At 37.6% G+C, this 24851-nt stretch carries 21 protein-coding genes, 1 pseudogene and 1 riboswitch; of the genes and pseudogenes, 6 read left to right on the forward strand and 16 right to left on the reverse strand.

Features of this window, described 5'->3' with window-relative positions; all coding sequences use genetic code 11:
* The first annotated feature begins 81 nt into the window (after positions 1 to 81).
* Complete coding sequence (locus A8L44_RS15485; RefSeq protein WP_066108359.1) at positions 82 to 1110, forward strand: HD domain-containing protein; 1029 nt, start codon at positions 82 to 84, stop codon at positions 1108 to 1110.
* A gap of 121 nt (positions 1111 to 1231) precedes the next feature.
* Here the strand turns inward: A8L44_RS15485 and A8L44_RS15490 are convergent, their stop codons facing one another.
* From A8L44_RS15490 to bsh, 6 genes are all read right to left on the reverse strand, one after another.
* A complete protein-coding gene (locus A8L44_RS15490) occupies positions 1232 to 2248 on the reverse strand; it encodes an oxidoreductase (protein ID WP_066108362.1) in 1017 nt (338 codons plus the stop codon).
* A gap of 230 nt (positions 2249 to 2478) precedes the next feature.
* The gene (locus tag A8L44_RS15495) at positions 2479 to 3390 is read right to left on the reverse strand and encodes a PTS system mannose/fructose/sorbose family transporter subunit IID (protein ID WP_066108365.1); all 912 of its coding nucleotides are present in this window, start codon (positions 3388 to 3390) and stop codon (positions 2479 to 2481) included.
* Between the two features lie 18 nt (positions 3391 to 3408).
* Complete coding sequence (locus A8L44_RS15500) at positions 3409 to 4215, reverse strand: PTS mannose/fructose/sorbose transporter subunit IIC (protein WP_066108368.1); 807 nt, start codon at positions 4213 to 4215, stop codon at positions 3409 to 3411.
* A gap of 37 nt (positions 4216 to 4252) precedes the next feature.
* Positions 4253 to 5221, reverse strand: a complete 969-nt coding sequence (locus A8L44_RS15505; protein ID WP_066108371.1) for a mannose/fructose/sorbose PTS transporter subunit IIA — start codon at positions 5219 to 5221, stop codon at positions 4253 to 4255.
* A 434-nt stretch (positions 5222 to 5655) separates the two neighbouring features.
* Positions 5656 to 6027, reverse strand: coding sequence for a DUF956 family protein (locus A8L44_RS15510; protein ID WP_066108374.1), 372 nt, complete (start codon positions 6025 to 6027; stop codon positions 5656 to 5658).
* Positions 6028 to 6418: 391 nt separating this feature from the next.
* A complete protein-coding gene (bsh, locus tag A8L44_RS15515) occupies positions 6419 to 7417 on the reverse strand; it encodes a choloylglycine hydrolase (RefSeq protein WP_217491085.1) in 999 nt (332 codons plus the stop codon).
* Between the two features lie 300 nt (positions 7418 to 7717).
* Between bsh and A8L44_RS15520 the strand changes: the two genes are divergently transcribed.
* Genes A8L44_RS15520 through A8L44_RS15530 form a run of 3 tightly spaced genes read left to right on the forward strand, consistent with a single transcriptional unit; the run spans position 7718 to position 9882 of the window.
* Positions 7718 to 8389 (forward strand): response regulator transcription factor, encoded by a 672-nt coding sequence (locus A8L44_RS15520; protein WP_066108375.1) that lies wholly within the window; start codon positions 7718 to 7720, stop codon positions 8387 to 8389.
* Positions 8386 to 9459 (forward strand): HAMP domain-containing sensor histidine kinase, encoded by a 1074-nt coding sequence (locus tag A8L44_RS15525; RefSeq protein ID WP_066108379.1) that lies wholly within the window; start codon positions 8386 to 8388, stop codon positions 9457 to 9459. Before A8L44_RS15520 ends, A8L44_RS15525 begins: the two co-directional genes overlap by 4 nt.
* Before the next feature lie 54 nt (positions 9460 to 9513).
* Entirely contained in the window at positions 9514 to 9882 is a 369-nt protein-coding gene (locus tag A8L44_RS15530) for a hypothetical protein (RefSeq protein WP_066108604.1), read from the forward strand.
* A 498-nt stretch (positions 9883 to 10380) separates the two neighbouring features.
* Here A8L44_RS15530 and ade read toward each other — a convergent pair whose 3' ends face one another.
* Positions 10381 to 12090: an adenine deaminase gene (gene ade / locus A8L44_RS15535; RefSeq protein ID WP_066108381.1), complete on the reverse strand. Its 1710-nt coding sequence runs from the start codon at positions 12088 to 12090 to the stop codon at positions 10381 to 10383.
* Positions 12091 to 12174: 84 nt separating this feature from the next.
* A riboswitch (purine riboswitch) is annotated at positions 12175 to 12279 on the reverse strand.
* A 466-nt stretch (positions 12280 to 12745) separates the two neighbouring features.
* Between ade and A8L44_RS15540 the strand changes: the two genes are divergently transcribed.
* Positions 12746 to 13237, forward strand: a complete 492-nt coding sequence (locus tag A8L44_RS15540) for a DinB family protein (RefSeq protein ID WP_066108384.1) — start codon at positions 12746 to 12748, stop codon at positions 13235 to 13237.
* A 286-nt stretch (positions 13238 to 13523) separates the two neighbouring features.
* Here the strand turns inward: A8L44_RS15540 and A8L44_RS15545 are convergent, their stop codons facing one another.
* The 6 genes from A8L44_RS15545 to A8L44_RS15570 all read right to left on the reverse strand — a co-directional run bounded on the left by A8L44_RS15545 (position 13524) and on the right by A8L44_RS15570 (position 19642).
* Positions 13524 to 14483, reverse strand: a complete 960-nt coding sequence (locus A8L44_RS15545) for an ABC transporter permease (RefSeq protein WP_066108385.1) — start codon at positions 14481 to 14483, stop codon at positions 13524 to 13526.
* On the reverse strand, positions 14483 to 15634 hold the full coding sequence (locus A8L44_RS15550; RefSeq protein ID WP_066108387.1) for an ABC transporter permease: 1152 nt from the start codon (positions 15632 to 15634) through the stop codon (positions 14483 to 14485). The genes A8L44_RS15545 and A8L44_RS15550 overlap by 1 nt, the downstream gene beginning before the upstream one ends.
* Positions 15627 to 17159 (reverse strand): ABC transporter ATP-binding protein, encoded by a 1533-nt coding sequence (locus A8L44_RS15555; RefSeq protein ID WP_066108391.1) that lies wholly within the window; start codon positions 17157 to 17159, stop codon positions 15627 to 15629. Before A8L44_RS15555 ends, A8L44_RS15550 begins: the two co-directional genes overlap by 8 nt.
* Before the next feature lie 124 nt (positions 17160 to 17283).
* Positions 17284 to 18423, reverse strand: a complete 1140-nt coding sequence (locus tag A8L44_RS15560; RefSeq protein ID WP_217491086.1) for a BMP family lipoprotein — start codon at positions 18421 to 18423, stop codon at positions 17284 to 17286.
* Positions 18424 to 19153: 730 nt separating this feature from the next.
* A complete protein-coding gene (locus tag A8L44_RS15565) occupies positions 19154 to 19399 on the reverse strand; it encodes a hypothetical protein (protein ID WP_066108394.1) in 246 nt (81 codons plus the stop codon).
* A gap of 60 nt (positions 19400 to 19459) precedes the next feature.
* Complete coding sequence (locus tag A8L44_RS15570) at positions 19460 to 19642, reverse strand: Sec23/Sec24 zinc finger-containing protein (protein ID WP_066108395.1); 183 nt, start codon at positions 19640 to 19642, stop codon at positions 19460 to 19462.
* A 383-nt stretch (positions 19643 to 20025) separates the two neighbouring features.
* On the opposite strand from A8L44_RS15570, the gene A8L44_RS15575 reads away from it, so the two are divergent.
* The gene (locus A8L44_RS15575) at positions 20026 to 20325 is read left to right on the forward strand and encodes an IS3 family transposase (protein ID WP_066108397.1); all 300 of its coding nucleotides are present in this window, start codon (positions 20026 to 20028) and stop codon (positions 20323 to 20325) included.
* A gap of 352 nt (positions 20326 to 20677) precedes the next feature.
* Here the strand turns inward: A8L44_RS15575 and A8L44_RS19405 are convergent.
* The 3 genes and pseudogenes from A8L44_RS19405 to xylB form a co-directional block, all read right to left on the reverse strand.
* Positions 20678 to 20794 (reverse strand): annotated as a pseudogene (locus tag A8L44_RS19405) (adenine deaminase C-terminal domain-containing protein); the annotation flags it as partial.
* Positions 20795 to 20860: 66 nt separating this feature from the next.
* Positions 20861 to 23239 (reverse strand): phosphoketolase family protein, encoded by a 2379-nt coding sequence (locus A8L44_RS15580; RefSeq protein ID WP_066108398.1) that lies wholly within the window; start codon positions 23237 to 23239, stop codon positions 20861 to 20863.
* A 68-nt stretch (positions 23240 to 23307) separates the two neighbouring features.
* Positions 23308 to 24801 (reverse strand): xylulokinase, encoded by a 1494-nt coding sequence (xylB, locus tag A8L44_RS15585; RefSeq protein ID WP_066108401.1) that lies wholly within the window; start codon positions 24799 to 24801, stop codon positions 23308 to 23310.
* Positions 24802 to 24851 lie beyond the last annotated feature (50 nt).

Below are 24851 nucleotides of genomic sequence, written 5' to 3' on the forward strand. Positions count from 1 at the left end.
CTTAGCTTATAGATGTTATAATTATTTTTATATAATATATCCCTAACTATAAGAGGAAAAGAAATGAAGGAGGGAAACTCAATGACGGAAAAGAGGATAGATTCATCTAAGGTTAAAAAGATACCTGAAGTCGAAAAGGCAGATGAAGAGTGTACACTATATACGCCAAATACGTGGTTCGGAAATGCCATCCTGCATCGAGCAATTCTCTTTGCAACGAAAGCACATCAGGGACAGACTCGTAAAGGAACCGATATTCCGTATATTTCTCATCCATTCGAGGTTGCCCAGATTCTAACCTCTGCCGGCTGTAATACTGCGCTGATTATTGCAGGCCTGCTGCATGACGTTCTGGAAGATACAGACGAGACTTCTGATGCAATTGAAAACGAGTTTGGTCCTTTAGTTTTATCCCTTATTCAGTCAAACAGCGAGGACAAGTCACGCAGCTGGGAAGAGCGAAAGCAGCATACCATCGACTACATGACAGAGTCAGCTAGCTTTGAAGAGCTCTTACTTGCCTGCGCGGACAAACTATCCAATCTCCGCAGTATTAAAGCAGACTATATTGAATGCGGAGACGAACTCTGGACCAGGTTCAACCGTGGAAAAGAGCAGCAGAGCTGGTATTACAGTAGGCTAATTGATGCATTTGCACCCCTGCATGAATATGATATGTATTGGGAAATTTCCAATCTGTATACGGATATTTTCGTAACCTATTATCGTGAATTTAACGAAGGTGCAGAAATTATTTATCAGACCAATGGTCAGGAGACTTACTTCTACCATGAGGACAATTGCCAATGGATACCCATTATGCTCGATGAGTGGGAAAAAATTCAACCGACACTGACTGCCATTTCGAAAAGAGAAGCTCTTGAGATGGAAAATAGACTTCGTGAAGACTATCCGTCTCCGATGTGCTTGTTACGTCATCAACGCGATCCGAATATGATAGTCTTATACGCCAAAAAGCTACTGCGTGAAGGTCATAGTCCTAGACTATTCGCTGATCTGTGGAATAATATGGGCGGCGGAATTCCAGCCCATACTTTGCGCGCAATAGAATGTGCATTTCTGGCTCTCTACGAGCAAAAAGATCAATAAGATATGTGAGGCTGGTTAGCATCACATACAACTGTGTTTTCCTAAAAAAGTGGACAGCCCTCAATACCATGCATAGTGTGCCGTATTGGGGGCTGTCTCTATCATTTAATTTTATTTTATTTTATTTTAAATTCTTAATGCCAGTTTCTAATATTTCCATTTGCAGCAGTGTCTGTTCATCTGTAATAGTTTTATCTTTACCATTCATAATGGCTTCATATAAATCATCATACACTAACCCATAATCACCATTGATGGATTTCACTTTTTCTTCATGGATGGTACCTTCTTCATCAACATATGTCAGTACACCATAATGTTCTAGCGTATCTACTCCAAAATCCTTGTTATCCGGCATGTAAAATAATTTTAGGTGTTCTTCCTGGCGGTCCTTCGTTGCTTTCACAAAGCATCCCTTTTTACCGTAAACTACAAAGCTAGGCCTTTCTTTAATTCTAAAATAACTGGATTTTACAGTAACCTTCAATTCAGCATAATATAGATCTAAATCAAAATAATCATTCATTTTGCCTTGCCCCAATAATTGCCTAACATCATAGTGGATGTGATCCGGCTTGCCGAAATAGCTGATAACCTGATCCAATGTATGGCATGCATGTCCATATAAAAATGACATAGCAGGATCGAAAGTAGTAGTGGATTCTGGTACTTCGGGGCGGAAATAGTCAAAATGCATTTCTACTTCCAGCAGTTCTCCTAACTTCCCTTCTTCGATAACCTTTTGAACAGTTAAAAAATCACTATCAAAGCGTCTGTTTTGGTAAGCTTGAACAATTAGTCCCTTCTCACGCGCGATTGCAAATATTTCTTTTGCCTGCTCGGAGGTTTCCATAAAAGGCTTCTCAACTAAACAATGTTTATTATGTTCTAATACCAATTTGGCGTATTCATAATGACTGTCATGTTTTGTACAAACTACAATGAGTTGTATATCTTTATCATTTAACAGTTGATCTAAGTCAGATGTATAAGTGACCCCTGGAATCCGATCCCAGCTTTCATGTTTAGGATTCCTTTGATAAATTGTCTTTACCTTTATATTCTTTCTTTGCAGGACGAACGGTAAATGGTATCTGTTCGTGCTTTTCCCATTTCCAATATAGCCAATTGTAAGCATGGCAGCCTCCTAAAATATAAATTTATACTTAATATCTTCTATTAAGCAATAGTTTAATTCAAAATGGTTTCCATTGATATGTATATAGTAGTAATGATCAAGTTTCTGGCGGTATATAAAGAGCACCCCCTGAAAATGATTCGCTCAATTTCAGGAGGTGCTTCCCTATTTGTTTAACAGTCTTATAATCTATCTTTGTATAAGTCTGAACAAGCTTTATAAATTTATTTTTACATGATGCCTAATACATGGAAGACAACACCAACGACGAACAATCCAAGGATCATTACGATTGGTGATACTTTCTTCCTAAGCAGCCACATACAAAGAAGTGTTAATAGCAATCCAGATAAGCCTGGGATTAAACTATCTAAATTTTGTTGTAGAGTTGTTACTTTAACATCACTTAATGATAGACCAGCAGCTTGTTGTTCCAACGCTGTTTTAATTCCCTCTGCTCCTGCAGGTAACTTATCCCAATCAATATAGGCACCTTCATCAAGCTGAACGGAAGATACAGTTGGCGTAAACTTAACAGAAACCCAACGGTTAACTAATGCACCAAGGATAAACATCCCGAGTATCGATGCACCTTTAGTAATATCTCGAAGTAACCCGCCAGATAAGTCATCTGTAATTTTAGATCCTGCTTTGTAACCAAATTCCTGTGTATACCAAGTGAATCCCATACGAATAAGATTCCATAAAACGAAGTAAAGAATCGGTCCAAGTATATTACCAGTCATGGCAAGAGAAGCTGCTAACGCACCAAGGATTGGCTTAACCGTGAACCAGAAAACTGGATCTCCGATACCCGCTAAAGGTCCCATCATACCAACTTTAACACCTTGAATAGCTACGTCATCAACCGGTGCACCATTTGCACGTTCTTCCTCAAGCGCTAAAGTTACCCCGAGTATAGGTGAAGCTACATATGGATGAGTGTTAAAGAACTCTAAGTGACGTTTTAGTGCAGCAGAGCGGTCTTCTTTTGTTTTATATAATCTTTTAATAGCTGGAATCATTGCATACGCCCAACCACCGTTTTGCATTCGTTCATAGTTCCAAGAACCTTGAATGAAGGTTGAACGCCACCAAACAGAAATACGATCTTTTTTCGATAATCTCAATTCTTTTTCCACTTTCTGTCCTCCTCCTTCTTAGTAATTATCAATAATAGCGCCTATTGGATCACCTGTATTACCATTTCCGCCATTACCTGAACCGCCTTGTTTAGAAAGAGCTAAATAGATGAGTGCTAGAGCCACACCGATAGCACCTAAACCAATAAGTGTAATTTCTGTAACAGTTGCTAATACGAATCCAATTGCAAAGAATGGCCATACTTCTTTTGTAGCCATCATATTAATAACCATTGCATAACCAACAGCTACAACCATTCCACCACCGATAGCTAAACCATTTGTCAGCCACATTGGCATAGATTCAAGCAAGCTACGAACCGGACCTGCACCAATGGCTAAAATTAATCCAGCTGGGATTGCAATACGTAATCCTTGCATACAGATTGCAGCAATGTGCCAAAATTCTACTACTCTGATATTTCCTTCTGCAGCTGCAGCATCCATAAAGTGAACAAATGCAGTCGCAATCGTACGACAGATAATTGTTAATAAAAGGCCAGCAACTGCAAGCGGAACTGCAATCGCGATTGCAGAAGATACTCCATCTTGACCTTGTCCACTTAAAACTAAAATAATAGCAGATGCAACTGATGCTAACGCAGCATCCGGTGCTACGGCTGCTCCAATATTTGCCCATCCTAAAGCAATCATTTGAAGCGTACCGCCTAAGATAAGACAAGGTACAAGTTCTCCTGTAACTAAGCCGATTAACGTACATGCAATAATTGGCTGATGGAAATGGAATTCATCCAAAATTCCTTCTACACCGGCTAAGAATGCTACGAAAAGGACTAATATTATTTGAATAATAGTCAAATCCATAATGATTTATCCTCCCTTTTTTTCGTGATAATCATGATTATTTTTGTTTGTTTAACTCTTCTTGAGCCTTCTTGATAATCTCGTCCATGTTGCCTTTTGAATCGTTCGGAACTTTACGTACATCAAATTTCAAACCACGCTCTTTTAAACTAGCAAAAGCCTCAATATCCTCTTGATTGAATGCCAATACCTTATTCGGTTGAACTTTACCAGGTGAGTGTGCCATAGAACCAACATTGATTGTCTCTAATGGAACGCCACCTTCAACCGCCCTAAGTGCATCCTGCGGGTTTTCGAAAAGAAGCAATGCGCGCTGACCGCCAAAGTGTTGATCATCTTTTGCAAGTTCAATCATTTTATGTACAGGAACAACATGTGCCCTTACACCTGGTGGAGCAGCTTGTTGGATTAATTTCTTACGAAGATCGTCCTTAGCTACTGTATCAGATACAACAATGATACGAGTAGGATTTGTTGCTTTAGTCCAACCAGTCGCTACTTGTCCGTGAAGCAAACGAGAGTCGATGCGAGCTAACACGTACTCAAATTTACCAGGCGCACCTGCAGTTGACGGTTTATCAGCAGGTTTAACCTCTGTAACGGGTTCTAACTCTTCTGGTTTAACTTTAACTCCTTCTTTAGCAGTGCCCAAAATATGAGCGGCAATTTCATGTGCTTTGTTCATTGAAAAACGAGATGCAAAAGCTTCAATCAACATTGGCAAGTTCATACCAGCAACGATTGCCCATTTGTCTTGGTGATCTTCAAGCAAGCTATTGGCTTGGTTGAAAGGAGTACCACCCCAAAGATCGACTAAGAATAAGACTTCATCTTGGTTATCGAAAGAGGCAATTGCTTCTTTCATTTTTGCCTTTACATCATCAGGTCCTTCGCTCGGCATCAATGTAACAGCTTTTACATTTTCTTGTACTCCGAAGATCATTTCTCCAGATTGCAAGAGACCATTCGCAAATTCACCATGACTAGCAATGATAATCCCTACCATCTTTTTACCTCCTATTATTATTGTTACAAGCAAACTAATACGGTAAAACACGTCTATTTCTATATTTCTATAGATGTGTTTTCCAACCATCTGAAAACGACTATATTCGACAAAAAAAGACATAAAAAAAAGTGATTAAATGAAGTTATAGGTACAAAGACTCCCCTTTTTCTCTTCATCAATCAATACTTTTTACTTACATCTAATCGAAGTAGTATCGCGTAAAAAATAAAGGAGATGGTTATTTAGACTAGCTTTTCGAAAATTTCAATAAACTTTCTTAGTGATTATAGCACGCTATATAATCCGCTTTCAAGCAGGATTAAAATTTTCTATGTCCAAAGCCTCTTTGCCAAGGACATTTACATACCGTGCAATTTTTGTTTTTTTCGACAAAAAAAAGACAAGTACTAACTTATCTTTTTTTAAAACTATTACTTTTTAAATATACTACTCATACCGCGTTTGACCACATCAAAGAAACTTAATGATTGCACCATATGAGCGGGATCAACATGTTCACGAATGACTCGCAAAACTTTTTTTGAATCCTTCGAGGAGAATGTAAATGTCCCATTTCGTTTAGTTTGAATAGCATAACGCGGAATCCATTTCCCTTTAAACATGATAGAAGCAATCACATAATCAACTTCCTCCCAAGGAATTTGAATAAATTTACGAGCATCACGTTCATTAAAGAATTCAAATCCTTTGTCACCAATCATAATTTTTCCGTATTCAGGAAGCCCGTTATGTGAGGTCGCATCAATAACTAACTCGACTTTTGTATTGATTGATTGAACCATTTGATATACTACTCCATTTCTCTCTTTTAATATTCATTATTATACGCATTTTCTCACTTTAAGTGAATAGAGTTAATAAACATAGAAAAACCAGCATCATAGATAAAACTAAACAAGTAGATGCTTGCCAGTGGATATTACTACTAACTGAGCTTATCTAGAATAATGAAAGATATTAATCAACTTAATGAAGATCCTTTCAATCCGAAGACAATAACTGCTCAACTCCTTCACTCACTTGCCGAGAAAATGCCTGCATTTCCGGAGTCTATACATATTGATAAATCCAATACTGGAAAAATCAAAAGGCAGCGTCCCATTAGCTAAGGACGGAGTGCCTTTTAATATAAGTTACGAAATATTTTTCGCTTATGTAAACTCTTAGGTAAACCTAATTCTGATAATTAAAATCCTGGTTTGTGAGGTATTTAAAGATTTTAAGATTTGTCCCCTCTAATTGTTCCTTATGCATATCTATCGCATTGATACGATTATTTTCATACGTTTTATAGTAATAAACACCTTTTTCTTGATCCATACAAGAAGAATAGGTTGTACCATCCTCTAACCCATCATCTGTAAGGACCCCTCCTTTAACCATTTTTACATAATCCAGCATATGAAAAAATTGTGTAATAGAATGTATATCTCCTTCAATTTTAGGCATATGTGTACGAATATAAGCTATCCTTACAAATCTGGAAACGGAAGCAAAGTCTCCGGGTATCCCTAATGTTCCAGCTCCAATGCCTAGTGCTTTTAATGTTTGCTTGCCCCATTTTGTTTCTTTTGGTGAAATTGGTGTCAGATGTAAATACTCATTCAAGTTAGTTAAATGCCAATCAAAGGTAGGATTGTTGGTCAAAACTCCTATCAGATTGTCATGTACAGTCAATCGGTCTTTTGTCTTTTCTACCACAATAGCCTTTCCTGTCTTATCTGTAATCATCCAGTGAAGCATTGAAACAGGTGTATTTTCATTGATTGGGCAATCCACAAGTTCTAAATGCTCAATTCCACGTTTAACTTCTTCTACTGTTTCGTGATTTGATAAAACCCATTGTATAAAGTCGTAGGGTGCAATATTATTTTTCCCTTCAATCGGTTCTTTCTCAAAGTACGCGTACCCTTCAAAATTTAATCCTGCGCAGGCTAGGCCAACTTCGTTCATAGCATCCGCCAGAAGAGGATGGTTATCAATTACCGTCCCCATTCCAATGATAGCGCGTTTATTGGTTACCATATTACCTGAGACTCTATCTTGATATTGATAATTTCTTGGGATAATCATAACTGCTTGATTGAAGTAATAGGCTAAGTCCATATTCCTTCCAAAAAACCACTTACCCTCTTGAGATTGAATACTTAATCCTGTACAAATATCGGTCACCTCATTTTTATATTACAAAAGATCAGATATGCAAAAATAACCATCTATCATCCACTATATTTTTCTGCATTTTTTAATTTTTATACAAGCTATGTTCACATCGTAATCATTATTGAATCAGTTTTGTTTAAAGACTCTAGATTAGGCTCTCATTAGTATCAGTCAACAATAGACCAATTTCTTCTTCTGATGGTTCTTATAGCATATCTTTTATTTATCTATTAGACGTTTTAATAATACGTTAACATTTCGTAAACAATCACATGCTATAATGTCAAAAATACAACGAGGAGAATACATATGTTTCAAATATTAGTAGTAGAAGATAATGAAAATTTAAATCAGACAGTCTGTACTTATTTGAACCTAAACGGCTATCAAGCTAAAGGTGTTCAAAATGTCAATGATGCCTATGATGCGATGACTGACCATATATTTGATTTAATTATTTCTGACATAATGATGCCGGGGATTGATGGATTTGAATTTGCTAAGTCTGTTAGGGAATTGAACAATGATATCCCTATGTTATTTATGACAGCAAAGGAAGATCTCGAATCAAAAAGAAAAGGATTCCATGCCGGTGTGGATGATTACATGGTTAAACCTGTAGATTTGGATGAATTACTCCTTCGACTGGAAGCATTGCTCCGCAGGGCAAAAATTGCATCCATTAAAAAAATCGAAATTGGCCAGCTGAGGCTTGATATCGAAGAGCATACAGCTTATTTGAACGAGGAAGAAATCAATCTGACAGTAAGAGAATTCAAGTTATTGTATAAGCTGTTGTCATACCCAAAGAAAACATTTACAAGAACTCAATTGATGGATGAGTTCTGGGATGCCGAATCCCAGTCCGGACCACGTGTAGTGGATGTTTATATTACAAAATTGAGAGATAAGTTTTCTGCGTGCAAGGATTTTGAAATTGTCACCGTGCATGGATTAGGATATAAAACGGTGCTCAAATGAAAATTACAACAGATGAACGAAATAGGAAAAAGTTTTTATTTAATTTTGGGAGATTCCTAATATTTTTTATACTGATGGCATTTGTAGTTACCTGCAATCTGGTACTGTTTTTACATTGGGTTGATTTGACGACGGAAGAAATGAAAGCTGCTGTTCCCATTACCTTCTTAAACGTTATCATTCTCACATTTATTTTCAGTATGATTGATGAAATTCGCCGTACCTTGATGGTAAGAAAACCAATAGCACGGATTCAGGCAGGTCTGGATGAAATAATGTCCGGCAATTTCAAGACACAGATTCCCTATATTAGAAATGAAAAAAGCAGCAATGAATTCGATGCAATTATCAAAGGGATTAATGAGCTGGCTGTAGAGTTGTCTGGAGTAGAAACTCTCCGAACAGATTTCATTTCAAATGTCTCTCATGAAATTAAGACTCCCCTTGCGGCTATCCAAAATTATGGAACACTGCTTCAGGGACATTCCCTTTCAGAAAAACAGAAGGTAGAATATGCAAAGGCCATTACCGAGCAGACAAGAAGATTATCTGGTCTGATTACAAATATATTGAAATTAAATCGCCTGGAAAATCAACAAATCTTTCCTGAGAGAAAACACTATAATTTAACAGAACAGATTCGCGAATGTTTACTTCTATATGAACAGTCATGGGCAAGTAAGAACATTAATATTGAAACCGATCTAGAGGAAGATATTTTCATACACGAAGATGCCGAACTGTTAAGTCTAGTATGGAACAATCTGTTTTCAAATGCGATAAAGTTTACAGATAATGGCGGAACTGTTGGTGTTAAGGTGAAAAAAGAAGGACTTACCGCATTTGTAGAAGTCAGCGACAGCGGTTGTGGCATTAGCCCGGAAACAGGAAAGCATATTTTCGAAAAATTTTATCAGGGGGATACCTCCCATGCTACGCAAGGAAACGGTTTGGGACTGGCATTGGTAAAGAAAGTGATTGATATAGTAGGTGGAGATATTCATGTACAAAGTACAACGGGAGAAGGAAGCACGTTTACTGTCTACTTAAAGGAGAACGTAATCGAATAAAATTATAGAAATATTGTCTTATGCGTAAATATAAATCAGGAATGGATGACAATGATGGAAAATAATAAATTTGAGTATATATATTCTGCAAAAAGGCAGGCAGAAATAGAAGCTATTAAAAAGAAATATATGAAAAAGGAAGATGATCCATTCGAACAGTTACGAAATTTGGATAAAAGTGCAGAAAGACCAGGAACAATCTTGGCCATTATGTCAGGCCTTATAGGAACATTATTATTTGGAATAGGTATGAGCTGCTGTCTAGTATGGGATGAACAGCTTTTCATACCAGGAATAATTGTAGGTTTTTTAGGAATTGTGCTAATAAGCGTTGCCTATCCCATATATGTGAAAATAACAAAAAGAAAACGAGAAAAACTAGCACCACAGATACTATCTTTGAGCGAGGAATTATTAAAATAGCCATAAGGGAACTATAACATCCTATAAATGGTAATCGTTTATAGGATTCTTTTATATGGATAATATTTTTTCATTTTAACATTTAGTAAACATTTCTTTTGCAATTCACAAACATCAAATAGGTAAGATACAACTATCAAATGAAGTATACAAAGGAGATATTACAAGATGGAAAACAAAAAGACTTTTATTACATTATTGATTGATGCTGCAGAAGGGTATGTGCTTACACTAGGTTTGTCGAATCCACCTTATAAAGTTATCCAATAATCACTGCATTCTCAAATATAAAAAGGTAGCGCCCTTATTACGCAGGGATACTGCCTCATTTCAATAAGCTTTGCGACACTTTTTCACTGAATTAGTTATACATACAGGTGCTCCATCCAATGGATATTTTTAAACAAATTTACTGGGGAGGATTCATACGCACTAGCACAAACAAAGAAGGGCCTCTCAAAAATCATTGATGACTTTAGAGAGGCCCCTCTGATTAATTTATACACTTACATCTACAAACGTAAATGTATCAACATCAAACAATCCTTGATTCGTAAGCTTTAACGAAGGAATAACTGGCAAGGCCAAAAAGGATAATGTTAGTAAAGGTGAGAATTCATCCGTAATTCCAAGTGATGACAGTGCAATCAGCAACTGGCTGTATTGCTTATTTAATTCTTCAGGTGAGATAGTTGTCATTAATCCTGCCACAGGCAATGATAATGAAGCGATTGTCTCTCCATTGCAAGCAATTGAAATACCTCCGCCAATTTTCTCAAGCTCCCTGATTGCGACATCCATATCTTCATCATTCTTTCCGATGCAGATAATATTATGCGAATCATGAGCAATCGTTGTAGCAATAGCTCCTTTTTGCAGACGGAAGCCCTTTACAATACCGACTCCTACACTTCCTGTACCTTTATGTCTTTCGACTACAGCCATTTTCACGAAATCCTCTTCTTCACTTGGGACAAACAGGCCATTGACAACCGGTACCTTGTATTGCGCTTTTTTCGTCACAATCGAATTAGGAATAATTTCAATTACCCTCGCTATATCAGTAGTCAATGACAGACGCAAAAGCTCTTTTGAGTAGCTTCCCAATATAACGGTATTTTCAAAAGACGCTTCTTTCTCTTGTTCGTTATCTTCTTCGTAACGGATTCCGTTTACCCAAACAGAATGTATATCAAAGCCTTCAATGGCATTCAATAAAATAAAATCAGCATCATAGCCAGGCGCAATTGCCCCTTTTCCTTTTAGATTATAGCATTGAGATGCATTAAGAGATGCCATTCTCATAATAGAATATACATCGATTCCAGCCTTTAAGCATTCACGTACATGATAATCAATGCTTCCCTCTTCCAATAGATCATCTATATGCTTATCATCTGTACAAAACATTAAACGATGTGAAAGCTCTTTACTATAGCCGGCTAACAAATCATGAAGATTGCGGGCAGCAGAGCCTTCGCGAAGCATCACATACATACCTCGTCTGACGCGTTCAATCATTTCCTCTGGTTTTACGCATTCGTGATCCGTTGTAATACCCGCTGTCAAATAGGCATTAATATCTTTTCCGCTTAAACCGGCACCATGTCCGTCAATCGGAACATTGTTGATCATTGCCCCTGACAACTTTGCCATTATATCTTCCTGACCAGATAATACTGCAGGGAAATCCATCACTTCCGCCAAGCCAAGCACAAGCTTATGATTATAAAACGGCGCAAGATCCTCAGCCGTCAGAGTCCCTCCATTGTCCTCAAAGGAAGTTGCCGGGACACAGGACGGCAGTTGATAGCGATAATTCAATAGACAGTTTTCACTGTCCTGCAACATCCATTCTATTCCTTTTAATCCTTGGACATTAGCTATTTCATGAGGATCTGTGATAATAGTTGTAATCCCTCGCGGTAAAACAGCTTTTTGAAATTGAGAAGGAGAAAGCATACTAGATTCGATGTGGACGTGTGAATCAATTAAACCCGGAACCATTGTATATGGAGTGCCATCGATTTCCTTTTTACCATTATAGTGGCCGATACCTACGAACTTACCATTATGAATGGCAACATCTGCACGCTCCATTTCATCCGTAAACACATTTACTAATTGAACATTTTTAATAACTAACTCAGGTAAACTGATATTTCTTGCCGCTAGTATTTGGGATTTGATTTGTTTTGGGGTTTTCATCTTATTCCTCCTCATTTTTTGCTCGGCGGGAAAAATAAGAAAGTAGAAGGATGTATAAATAAAATATAGCAGTTTACTATACATTCTGTACGTATCTATTCCCGTAGACGAACTAATTAAAGTGGTTAGTTTGTAGAAACTCTTGGACCATATTTCCAAGATTATACGAGTTTATTTTTATAATTTAGTTGTTTTTATTTCGTAAACCTTTTTTGCATTCTAACAACGCATGCAGTGATAGTCAATAAAAATATTTTTACTAAATTTATTTTTGTGAAAAGAAGCATTTACCTTATTATTTTAATCTTAAACTTCCTGGTATGGGATCAATAGCTTTTATCACCAGGAATAATCGTAGGTTTATGAGGAATTTGTTAAGCATAGCCTACCTATCCCATATATAAGAACTTTATTTGTTATGTGGAAGGAATACATGCTGGATGCGCCGAATAAAGTCAGAGTATTATAGTTTGGTTGTATTCTCAATATAAATGTATAGAGCATTTTATTGAGAATATATTCGTCCTTATATAGCCAACAGTCCAAAATGATGGTTATTTTATGCGTATTAGTGGCTTTTTGTTAAATAGATTATAGGATTATTATTGTCAGATTTTTACTTTAAATTATCCCAAACAGAGAGGAGATTGGTTGTATGCAAGTTGTAACTAAAGTGTTTTTAGAACAACTCGACATGCACTGCCATGAGAATGAATGGTTTGCTTCCATGAATCAGGCACTTCATGGAGTCACTGCAGCTGAGGCGGCATGGAGAAGTTCGGAAAACAGCAATTCGATTTGGCAAATTGTCAATCACTTGATATTTTGGAATGAAGATGTAATCCACCGAATTAAGGGAACTGAGAATCCGCATAAGCCAGAAAACAATGAAGAAACCTTTGGAAATCCAGGGGATCCAGAAGACGAAATCAGATGGGCCCAGACAGTGCAGCGCCTTAATGAAGTCATGAGTAAATTAAAAACGGTCATTGCGGACCTTGAGGATGAAAAGCTAAAAACTTTGTATGCAGCTAACAGGTACTCTATTGAGCGTTTACTCAGCAATATCATGATGCACGATTCGTATCATATCGGCCAAATTGTTCTATTGCGAAAGTTGCAATCCTCTTGGGATAGCATTTGGTAGGTAACCTGACAATCAGATAAGACAATTCACATTAAATCCAGCTTTGTAAATTCATTGTAAGAAACCTAAAAAGGCAGCGCCCCAATGAGGGCTGCTGCCTTTTTCATTATAAGCTTTGCTACACTATCCACATGTGGACTGTATGTCCACACACTAGGTATATTTCCACCTTATGTCGACGCACGATAAGAGTGTGCATTATCTTAGACCGTAATTTATCGATACTCACACGTTGCGTCAACCAAATTTAACATGTTAGCCCATGGAAACTGCTTAGTAAATTTATTTATCTCTTTCCTTTGTCATAAATCTCACCTAACGCTTTCGGAGCACGGTTTGATTTAGAAAAGAAGATTAATAACAATAATGTTAATACATACGGCAATATCATAAATAAATCAGTATAACTGCTTGGCAATGCCATTGATTGAGCAATAAAAGCTCCACCAGATTTCGCAAAACCAAACAAAAGACACGCAGCTAGCGTCGGGACAATCTTCCAATTACCGAAAATTAATGCGGCAATGGCTAAGAACCCATATCCCATATAAATGCTGGAAGAAAAGTTAGCTGAAATGGAATAGGCAAAACACATGCCGCCCAGACCAGAAAATAGACCTGATATTAAGACTGCTGTAAACCTGAGTTTCGCAACATCTACACCTGCTGCATCAACGGAATGAGGATTTTCCCCACACGCTCTTAAGCGCATGCCGAACTTTGTTTTATATAAAAGATACCAAGCAAAAATGGCAATCGCGATGATAATTACTTCAAACGGATACACATTCGTAAAGATTGCACCTATTACTGGTATATCGGCTAAACCAGCAATAGTAAACCGCTCCATGACACCTAACTGGAACTTGTCCGAAGCAGTTCCGAAGACAAGCGCATTGATTTGTGTCGTTAAGAATGTTGTTAAAGCCAACGCCAGTATATTAATGACGACACCACTGATAACTTGGTTTGCCTTAAACTTAATGCATAGTACAGCGTGAATAACTGCGAAAACCATTCCGCCGATCATGGCAAATAGTAACGCTACGTAAAACAAATCTTGAATATCTGTACCAAAGGCATTTGCGATTAATACAGCTGACAGCGCCCCGATGAATGCCCCAAAACCTTGAAATCCTTCAAGTGCTAAGTTGGTAATACCACTCTTTTCACTGTATATACCGCCAATTGCTATAATAAAAAGAGGCAAAGCAAAGGATAGACCATCAATAAGTACTGTATCCATTATGATTTACTCTCCTTTCGTTCCGCTGCTTTTTCATTCATGCGGCTAATTTTATACTTCAGATATACACCACATGCACTAAACAATAGGATCAACCCGATGATCACAGAAGAAATTTCTTGTCTGATTCCTGCCTGTGAACTCATATAGGTGCTTCCCTGATCAATGATTGATATTAAAGATGATGAAAAGATAACACCAATTGGATGAGAGTTTCCTAATAGGGCTACAGCAATGGAATCAAAGCCGATGTCTGACAATACCTTTGGTTGTATAGAAGCGTAATAACCTAAATAATATGTGACACCTGCAAGTCCAGCCAAACTACCCGATATAACCATTGCCAGGACTGTATTTCTTCCTACATTAATTCCCGCATATTTTGCTGCATTGCGGTTGGATCCTACCGCTTTAATATCAAATCCAACAACCGTTTTGTCCATGAGGATCTTTATTAAAATAGCGGTAATGATGGCCAACACAAAGCCTAACGGAATATCCATTTTCAGGTTTCCTATTTCAACATTCGTCAATGTTAATCTTGCTGCTTCAGAAATATATTTAGATTGCCTTGAGACTGGATCAATATAATACATTTGAATAAAAAAGCTGATGACATATTGAGCAATATAATTCAACATAATCGTAGATACGACTTCATTGATGTTAAATTTATATTTGAGCCACCCAACTAATCCTCCCATTAGTCCCCCGGTGACTATACCAATCAGTAAAACAAGCGGCTTTGCGATTACCGCATCCAAGCCACTGTAGCCGACAATAATCGTCGCAAAAAAACCAGAGACGAGCATTTGACCGGCAACCCCAATATTAAATAGACCCGCTCTAAATGCGACAGCAACTGCCAAGCTCGCAAATAACAGCGGCGTCATCGCGTTCAGCAAACTCATGAAATCAGTCAGCATGCTTTTATAGCCAGCATAAAATGGCTTCGGTAAAATTCCTGCCCCTTGGAATAAGTTGTAGAACGCCTGCAAAGGATTTTTACCCATTAAAAGTATGACAATAGCTGCCGCAATAAAACTCATGATTATGGCGACTAGTGGAATGGAGATCGATTGCCACTTCTCATTATTTATCAGCCGAATAAGACTACTACGTAACTTATTACTTTTTCTATCTTTACTCATGCTTTGCCCCCATCATATATTCACCGACTTCATTGGTCGTTAATGACTCTCTGCTAGCAATCTTTTGAAGTTGGCCATTATAGATAACTCCTATCGTATCTGCTACATTCATAATTTCATCTAGCTCCAATGATATAAGGAGAATCGCTTTTCCACGATCACGTTCCTGAATGATCATCTTATGGATATTTTCGATTGCGCCAATATCTACTCCCCGTGTTGGTTGAACAAAAATCATAAGAGGTGATTGCAATTCGATTTCTCGGGCAATAATGGCTTTTTGCTGATTACCACCGCTCATCGAACGAACTTGCGTTTTGACGCCTTGTCCGCTTCTAATATCATATTTATCAATCAACTCACTGCCAGATCGCTCGAATTCCTCTTTATTTAGCATCCACTTACTAGAAAAAGGCTCCTTATAGTACTGCTTTAATGCTAGATTAGTAGCTAAATCGAAATCCAAAAACAGTCCAAAGCTTTGTCTATCTTCAGGTATATACGATATACCAGCTTCTGTTCTGCTTCTTATCGTTTCATTCGTAATATCCTTGCCATTAAGATGTATATTTCCGCTGCTGACCTTTGTTAGTCCAGCTATTGCATCCGCTATTTCAACCTGTCCATTATCTGCAACTCCTGCAATGGCAAAGATTTCACCGCTGCGAATGGTAAAGGAAACATCTTTCACTACTTCAAACCCATCTTCATTCTTAACGGTTAGATTTTCTACCTTCAATACTTCGTCTTTAAATTGAGCTGGCTCTTTCTCCGCTTCAAAGTTTACCTCTCGCCCTACCATTAATTGGGCCATATGATTAACGGAGGTTGTCTTTACATCCAAAACATCAATTAATCTGCCTTTATTCAATACGGCGCATCGATCGGCGACCTTCTTAATTTCTTCCAGCTTATGTGTAATTAATATGATCGTTTTCCCACCGTCTCGCAGTCCTTTGATTATATCCAGCAAGAATTCAATTTCCTGCGGTGTTAAGACTGCAGTCGGTTCATCAAAAATAAGGATGTCTGCTTCCCGATAAAGCACCTTTAAAATTTCCACACGCTGTTGCATGGAAACATTTAAATCAGCTATTTTTTTCGTAGGATCCACTTCTAATCCAAAGCTCTTGGATAGCTCTTCAATTTTTCGATTGGCATTTCGAATATCCACATATGGAAAGAGACCTGCAAATTTTCTGATTGGCTCGATTCCCAAAATAATATTCTCTGTAATCGTATAATCTGATACCAGTTTAAAATGCTGATGGACCATCCCTATATTGAGCTTCGCCGCATGGTTAGGTGAGCTGATATTCACTTTCTCACCCCGGATATAGATTTCGCCTTCATCCGGTTCATACATGCCACCCAGCATACTCATCAACGTTGATTTACCAGCACCATTTTCTCCAAGTAAAGCAAAGATTTCTCCCTTTTTTATGCCAATGGATACATCATCATTCGCTACTATTCCAGGAAATCGTTTGGTTATATGTTTCATCTCTACAATATAATCAGACATCTTTCTGCTCCTTTATCACATTAAATGGAAAGGAAAAAATTAGAAGTTTACCCTCCCCCTGATCCAGTAAATCAGGAAGGGATAAACTTCTAACGATTATTCCATCATGCTTTTCTAATGAATATTACAACCCTGGGAATTTTTCTGGCGTATAACCATTAAAGTTAGATGCCGGCACGATTTTGCCTTCTTTCACTAACTCGTACGCTTCATTCATTTTCGTAAGGGTATCCTCTGATAATTGGTGACGTCCTTCTTCTTTTATAAATCCAGTAGAATTTGAATCTGCATGAAGAACTACGTTTCCGCTTTTAAAGCTTCCGTCAACAATTGCATTCAATTGCTTTTCAACGTTCATGCCCATAAATTTAGCTGCAGATGTTAATACAATGTTCTCAGAACCATTTACACCATCATCAAATTGGTCAACGTCACAACCAATTACTTTAACATCGCCTTTCGCTTCCTTAACAGCAGTGAACACACCGTTACCCGTTCCACCTGCTGCAACAAAGATTTGGTCTACACCTTTTTTAATCAATGCATTACCAATTACTTTTCCTGTTGCTTCATCTCCAAAAGATCCTGCATAGTTACCGCCAACATCCACTCCGTTGACATCAGTTCCTGCATATCCAGATAACTCAACAACCTCAACATTTTTTTCATACTTTTTATTAACAAACTCTACGCCAGATTCAAAACCAAATTGATAGTTTACATTTGATGGATAAGCAATTCCATTTACGACTGCAACTTTATTTGATTTTGTTTCAAGTGCTGCTGCCATTCCGGCAAAAAAGCCACCTTCTTGTTCGGCAAAAGTCATAGAGTAAATATTATCGAACGTTTTTTGGTCACCTACAGGTGTAGGCTCAGAATCAATTAAAATAAATTTCTTATCAGGATTTTCTAAAGCAACACTGGAAACTCCAGCAAATTGGAAGCCAGGTGTTACAATCACGTCATAATCTGCCACGATATCAGCAACGGCTTGTACTCCCGCAGCAGGATCACCCGTTTCTTCTTTAATAGCTTTTACAGTAGCTGTTGGATGGTTTTCGATGAATTTTAAAATACCATTGTAGTTATTTTCGTTAAAGTTGCCATCGTCAACACCAGTTAGGCTTGTTACAATCGCAATTTTTAACCCATCTTTATTACTTCCGGATTCTTTATCTTCACTTTTCCCGCATGCTGCCATAGCAAAAGTCAGTAGGGCAATACATACTAACATAACCAATTTCTTTGCATTTCGCTTCAAGATATTATCCTCCTATATCATCTTTACTATTAATTTTTTCTTCTGGCTATAGAACATATCCAATTCCAACTGAAAAAATCTATTTACACTATTCATAATGCCCCAGCAGAAATATTTAGTCATAGCCTTTATATTATATTAAAATAACATTAATCAGTACAAACCAATCATATCAACAAGAGGTAAGTTCGTCAATAAAAAATCCGTACGATTTTTAAAAAATAACGATTAATATTCGCTAATAATACAACAAACACGAATATTACAGAAGAATACATGCATAAGATTGACAAAAAAACGAAATATCCCTAATAAGAGGGGGGCAATGTGATTTGTATTTTATGGATAGGGATGAAGGAGTTTGATTCATACTTCATATGGACTTGAATAGCATTTGACCTTCCTTTGATCAGGGATAGGCCAGGCATAGCCCGAGTATGTCCAGGCCATAAACCCTTTTCCTCCGAATTTCCCCGGACTTGTCACGCATTTCACCGAGGATACTAGATTCAATGTGGACATGTGAATCAATTAGACCTGGAACCAATGTGTATGAAGTCCCATCAATTTCTTTTTGGCCATTTATAAAAAATCATTAGTATAGGCCGGTTGCTTATTATGTATCGATTTATTCAAAATAGGATATGTAGTTCCCCTACAAGAATGGAATGCAAACCCCTAAGATGCCTAACACCCCGCTAACTATATAAAGCTAGCAGGGTGCTGTATTTTAAAGAGCATCTTCCAATTCTTCTTCAGTATAACCAAACATATAATCTTCATCTTTCCCGTGAGAAGCCCATATCTCCGCTGCTTCGTAAACACTTAATGACTCATCTAATTCTTCAATATCGTCTATATCTTCAATATCATTGATACCATCATACTCGCCTAATTCTTTAGATTTATCAGATTCATTATTAAGTACACCGAATGGAACAAATCGTCCACTTCTTGGAAATTTTAAATTAGCCATTGCTTACCCTCCTTTATATTTATAAAGCAGTCTACTCAAGAAATCCCAAGCCAATTGTACTTAACCGTCATAATTTCTGAAATCATCCTTAGATTCATAGATTGTATCCGAAGAAATGCTATTCTTATGACCACACTCTGTACATTTCCAAACATAGTGATGGTCATCAAAACCCGGCTGCTCGCTCAGGCAAGCATTGCAGCGATCGCAAAACCACACGATACCCGGAAATCTCTCCTGCATAATGTCCACCTCCTTGTTCTGAATTTGCCCCAAGTAATTAATATGCTCCTAATGCCATATGGTGTAATAGCATGGCGCATGGAGCACCTATGAATTAAGCAACACAGTATAAATCATACTAATATATTATATAATTATAGTAATATTTCTCTGAATATTTTATCAAATAATTTCAATTCAATTCGTTCTATCCTATAGTTCATTAATATATTTTCATTAGCAAAAATACTTCTCTACAATGGCATACATCTTCCTTTCCCTGAACAACTGGCAGTATTGTGGCGATTTGGCGCAAAACCGGGCAACCTTGTAAAGTCGAAAGACACATTGAAGTCCACCCCTAAAGTTAGAGTTAAAAAAACTAACTTTAGGGGTGTTTTATTTTGACTAAATACAGCGAATCATTTAAATACAAAGTTGTACAGAAGTACCTTCATGGACAAGTATTCCAAAGTATGTCCCATATGGGCAACTGCCTGGACAATTCACCGACGGAAAACTTTTTTGGCGTACTGAAACAAGAGATGTATTATGGAGAACCTTTATGTACCTATGAAGAATTAAAGAATAAGATTAACAAATACATTAACTATTACAATACAAAACGCATCAAGCAAGAATTGGTTGGTATGATTCCGGTTGAATACCGTCTTCATACCAGCCAACCAGTTGCTTCATTATAACTCTAACTTTTTGAGGTCACCTCACGTCTTTAATACGATAAGACCAGCTATTCGAGCTTTAGCAGTATGGTGATGTACCATTGCGTTTAAACACAATGTAGCAGGACAATTTATTTACCAGAACCTTGCATCTATGACTGTACTATTAATGCACACCTTACTATCCTGCCAATACCGGAGAAGACCCGATTATTAAAGAATTTCCCACTAACTTAACTACATATGTAGATACCGCATTCGATGGATTGTTGAACAAATTTACGTGAATGATTCATACGCATTTAGCTACAAACAAGTGGAAACAGACCTCTCAAGCATGATTGAAGACTTTCGAGAGGCCTCTTCGTTTAATTTACACACTTACATCCACAAACGTAAATGTATCAACATCTAACAATCCTTGATTTGTAAGCTTTAACGAAGGAATAACTGGCAAGAACAAAAAGGATAATGTCAGCAATGAATCAAAAAAACTCCCCTAGATTCAGATTGTTGCTGAATCTAAGGGAGTTTTTATGAAATCATTTATTAAGCTCTAATAAGCTGTTTTTTTTTCTAATCCCCAAGTCCAATTTATAACTTCCGGAATATCTACTCCATGCTCACGAATGTAGCTATGATGGAAGCTGATTGTTTCATCCATTTGTTTTGCGAAATCTGCTGCTCCCATACCATATACTGCATTAGCTGCATCTTTTGCAACATGGAAACGATCCATTTCAGAATAAACACGCATATCAAATGGTGTTGTAATGTCACCATTTTCACGATAACCATGAATATATAGTTTATGATTATGACGATCAAAGAAAATATCACGAATCATTCCTTCATAACCATGGTAACAGAATATAACAGGCTTATCTTTCGTGAAATACTGATCAAATTCTTCATCCGTTAGACCTCTTGGATCAATATCAGGATGGCGTAATCTTAAAATATCTACAATATTGATAAAACGAATTTTAAGTTCAGGGAATGCTTTATTTAGTATTGTAACAGCAGCTAAGGCTTCTAAATTAGGCTCTGTTCCTGCCGCTGCAATAATAACATCTGGATCTTCACCATCAATTTCAGTGGATGCCCAGTCAATTATTTTTAAGCCGTCCTTCACTAAAATTTCCGCTTCTTCGGCAGAATAGAATTGCGGACGTGGATGCTTTGAGCAAACAACCAGATTAATTAGTTCTTCTGAACTCAAAACCTCTGCCATGACAGCCATCATTGTATTAGTGTCCGCTGGCAAATATTCTCGAATGAATTCCGGTTTCTTTTCCGCTAAATGCGTTAACAATCCTGGATCTTGATGTGTATAACCATTATGATCCTGTTGGAAAACAGTTGAAGTGGCAATCAAGTTTAATGATGGATAGTTCTTACGCCATGATTGTTCCTTAGCCTTACGCAACCATTTAAAATGTTGGGTAATCATTGAATCTACTACACGCAAAAATGCCTCATAGCTTACAAAGAACCCATGTCGCCCAGTTAAAACATACCCTTCCAAGAAACCTTCACATTGATGTTCAGACAACTGTGAATCGATTACACGACCAGCCGGAGCGATCCATTCATCATAATCATTATGTTTGGCTTCTAACCATTGACGATTCGTTACTTCAAAAACTTTGTTTAAGCGATTCGATTTGGATTCATCAGGCCCAAATATCCGGAAATTATCTGGATTTGCCAGAACTAGATCTCTTGCAAAATTGCCGAATTCCACCATATCCTGTGCGACTACTGCTCCAGGTTTCGTCGTATCAATCGCATATTGCTTCCAATCCGTAATCTTCATTGGTTTTGGATCAATGCCGCCATTTGTAATTGGATTAGCAGACATTCTGCGATCGCCTTTTGGTGAAATCTCACGAATTTCCTCAACAATTGCACCTTTTTCATCAAATAACTCTTCTGGACGATAGGATTTCAACCAATCAATCAACGCATCAATGTGCTGCATATGATGAGCGTCTACTGGAATTGGCACTTGATGGGCACGAAATCCGCCTTCAATTGGTTCTCCATCCCACTCTTTAGGGCCTGTCCATCCCTTTGGTGTACGAACGATGAGAACTGGCCAGTTAGGGAGTTGGGCTACCTCAGCCTTTTCTTGGCGAGCTTCGGTTTGTATAGCTTTAATCTGCTCAATAGCTTTATCTAATTGCTCAGCCATTAATGGGTGGACTACTTCCGGGTCTGTTCCAGAAACAAAAATAGGATCCCAGCCTAAACCTTTAAAGTATTGCGCTAACTCTTCATCTGATTTACGCTCTAAGATAGTCGGATTTGAAATTTTCCCGCCATTTAGGTAAAGAATTGGCAAGACAGCTCCATCATTGACTGGATTAATAAATACATTTGAAAACCAGCCTGCTGCTAACGGGCCTGTTTCCGCTTCTCCATCACCAATAACAGTTGCTGCAATTACATCCGGATTATCTAAAATGGCACCTGTCGCATGTGCTAATGAATATCCAAGTTCTCCACCTTCATGAATAGATCCAGGTGTTTCAGGTGCTGCGTGTGATGCTATACCTCCTGGAAAAGAGAAGATTTTACATAACTCTTTTAAACCCGCTTCGTCCTGTGTAATTTCCGGGTATATTTCAGTGTAGCTGCCATCAATATACGAATTCGCTACCATCACTTGACCGCCATGTCCGGGGCCTTCTATGTAAAACATATTTAAATCATATTTATTGATAACACGGTTTAAATGTGCATAAATAAAGTTTTGACCAGAAATTGTCCCCCAATGCCCAATTGGGTGGGTTTTTATATCCTTTTCTTGAATTGATTCTCTAAGCAGTGGGTTATCTTTTAAATACATTTGTGCTACTGAAATATAGTTAGCAGCACGCCACCACGCGTCAACTTTTGCTAAATAATCTTTCGAATCAAAGTTTGTCATTTATAAGATCTCCTTCCAATTCCCATCAAACGTTAAACCAGTTCATCTTACTTGTTATACCTCAGACCTTATTTGCCAAAGTAACTATGACAAATCTCTTTTGTTCCTTCATATACTTTGCGATAACGCGCATAAACTTCTTTATATTTTTCTACATTCTCTGCTTTAGGTATGATTTCTTCTTTATAAGAAACAAAACGCGCTGCACAATCATTTAAATCAGAGAACCAGCCACAGCCAACTGCTGCCAGCATTACAGCTCCTAAACCTGGCCCTTGTTCTGTCGTTAAGTTAACAACGGCTGTATCAAAAATATCCGCCTGCATTTGTAACCAGTCATTATTTTTGGCTCCACCGCCCACTGACACAATACGATCGAATTTCTTATCTGCAATTTCCTCCATGATTATTTTTGAGTCCATCAAAGAGAAAGTAATACCTTCTAATACACTTCTTGCAAAATGTTTTAATTGATGATGTGTATCGATTCCAATAAAGCTTCCGCGAATCTGACTATCACTATACGGTGTTCTTTCACCAACAATATATGGAGCAAAAAGAAGCCCATCACTGCCAATAGCCACAGAATTAATATCAGCTAAAAGTTCCCCAAATGATTGATTTGGTGCAAAATTTTGTTTAAACCAGTTTAAACTATTTCCTGCAGCTAAGGTGACACCCATTGAATAGTTTGCATCATCCATAGCATGATGAAACATATGCAATTTTCCTTGATAATTCTTTTTGGCATCTTCTTCATATGAGAGAAAAACACCACTGGTTCCAATAGAGCACATACCAATACCCTCTTGCAAAATACCAGCTCCAACTGCAGCACATGCATTATCTGCTCCACCCGTAATAATCTTGACGTCACGAGAAAAACCATAATATTCTTGCAGCTCGGGCTTCAAGAAACCAACGACTTTAGTTGAAGGTACGACATCTGGTAAAATTGACTTTGGAATATCAAATCTGCTTAAAATATCATGATCCCATTCCTTTGTATCCTGATTTAACATCAAGGTACCAGCGGCATCTGAAAAGTCCATATGATATTGATTAGTTAACCAGAAACGTAAATAGTCTTTAGGTAACTGTATGCGTTTAACTTTTGACCAAATTTCCGGCTCATGCTTTTGAACCCATAGGATCTTAGGCAAAGTAAACCCTTCTAATGCAATGTTTTTAGTATGGGAAAGAATCAGTTCCCCTGCTTTTTCTTTAATTTCCTTACATTGTTCGGTGGTACGAACATCATTCCATAGAATGGCCGGACGTAGTGGCTTATCTTTCTCATCTAACAATACCAAACTGTGCATTTGCCCAGAAAAGCTAATTCCCTCTAACAACTCTTTCATATCAGGAACCTTTTCTAAAAGCTCAAGCATTACATGATTGGCAGCTTCTATCCAATGCTTTGGATTTTGCTCACTAAATCCTATTTGCGGGGTATCCAATGGATATGTTGCCGTCGCTTCTGCAACCAGATTTCCATCTTTGTTTACTAATAATCCCTTTATTGCACTAGTACCTAAATCTAGCCCTAAGACGTATGCCATTTTTTCACCTCTAAACGATCATTCTAATACATGAGAGATAAACAGTCTGT

The sequence above is a fragment of the Bacillus sp. FJAT-27986 genome, assembly GCF_001685035.1.
In the GTDB taxonomy this organism is placed as follows: Bacteria; Bacillota; Bacilli; order Bacillales; family Pradoshiaceae; genus Pradoshia.

Coding starts and splice junctions, on each gene's coding strand:
- A8L44_RS15485 (WP_066108359.1), top strand. CDS start 82: ATGACGGAAAAGAGGATAGATTCATCTAAGGTTAAAAAGATACCTGAA.
- A8L44_RS15490 (WP_066108362.1), bottom strand. CDS start 2,248: ATGCTTACAATTGGCTATATTGGAAATGGGAAAAGCACGAACAGATAC.
- A8L44_RS15500 (WP_066108368.1), bottom strand. CDS start 4,215: ATGGATTTGACTATTATTCAAATAATATTAGTCCTTTTCGTAGCATTC.
- A8L44_RS15505 (WP_066108371.1), bottom strand. CDS start 5,221: ATGGTAGGGATTATCATTGCTAGTCATGGTGAATTTGCGAATGGTCTC.
- A8L44_RS15510 (WP_066108374.1), bottom strand. CDS start 6,027: ATGGTTCAATCAATCAATACAAAAGTCGAGTTAGTTATTGATGCGACC.
- A8L44_RS15520 (WP_066108375.1), top strand. CDS start 7,718: ATGTTTCAAATATTAGTAGTAGAAGATAATGAAAATTTAAATCAGACA.
- A8L44_RS15525 (WP_066108379.1), top strand. CDS start 8,386: ATGAAAATTACAACAGATGAACGAAATAGGAAAAAGTTTTTATTTAAT.
- A8L44_RS15530 (WP_066108604.1), top strand. CDS start 9,514: ATGGAAAATAATAAATTTGAGTATATATATTCTGCAAAAAGGCAGGCA.
- ade (WP_066108381.1), bottom strand. CDS start 12,090: ATGAAAACCCCAAAACAAATCAAATCCCAAATACTAGCGGCAAGAAAT.
- A8L44_RS15540 (WP_066108384.1), top strand. CDS start 12,746: ATGCAAGTTGTAACTAAAGTGTTTTTAGAACAACTCGACATGCACTGC.
- A8L44_RS15545 (WP_066108385.1), bottom strand. CDS start 14,483: ATGGATACAGTACTTATTGATGGTCTATCCTTTGCTTTGCCTCTTTTT.
- A8L44_RS15550 (WP_066108387.1), bottom strand. CDS start 15,634: ATGAGTAAAGATAGAAAAAGTAATAAGTTACGTAGTAGTCTTATTCGG.
- A8L44_RS15555 (WP_066108391.1), bottom strand. CDS start 17,159: ATGTCTGATTATATTGTAGAGATGAAACATATAACCAAACGATTTCCT.
- A8L44_RS15565 (WP_066108394.1), bottom strand. CDS start 19,399: ATGGCTAATTTAAAATTTCCAAGAAGTGGACGATTTGTTCCATTCGGT.
- A8L44_RS15570 (WP_066108395.1), bottom strand. CDS start 19,642: ATGCAGGAGAGATTTCCGGGTATCGTGTGGTTTTGCGATCGCTGCAAT.
- A8L44_RS15580 (WP_066108398.1), bottom strand. CDS start 23,239: ATGACAAACTTTGATTCGAAAGATTATTTAGCAAAAGTTGACGCGTGG.
- xylB (WP_066108401.1), bottom strand. CDS start 24,801: ATGGCATACGTCTTAGGGCTAGATTTAGGTACTAGTGCAATAAAGGGA.